Here is a 262-nt window from a genome sequence, read left to right on the forward strand (position 1 = left end):
CGGGAACCCCGGCCATCTCGCAGGGCGTGCAGATCGATAGCTTCGGCACCGGCGGATCGGCGCGACTGACCCTCGACGCAGCCGCCGGGCAGGTGCTCGTCCGTGCGCTCGGCACCGACTCGGTCTTCACCCCCGGCAGCAACACCACGACCGTGGGCGGCACGACCACGACGCGCAGTTCCAATACGCAGACGCAGGTCGGCGGCCCGGCATCGGCGACGCTTGGCACCAACGCGCAGGTCGCAAGCCTGAGCGTTCAGGG

The 262-nt window shown here is 71.0% G+C and carries 1 protein-coding gene; it reads left to right on the forward strand.

The features are described 5' to 3' along the window. Positions 1–262, forward strand: a 262-nt coding sequence (locus AC0IYH_RS32220) for a hypothetical protein (RefSeq protein ID WP_471838385.1), incomplete at both ends; no start/stop codon positions are given.

The organism is Pseudomonas sp. AC463, assembly GCF_979253585.1.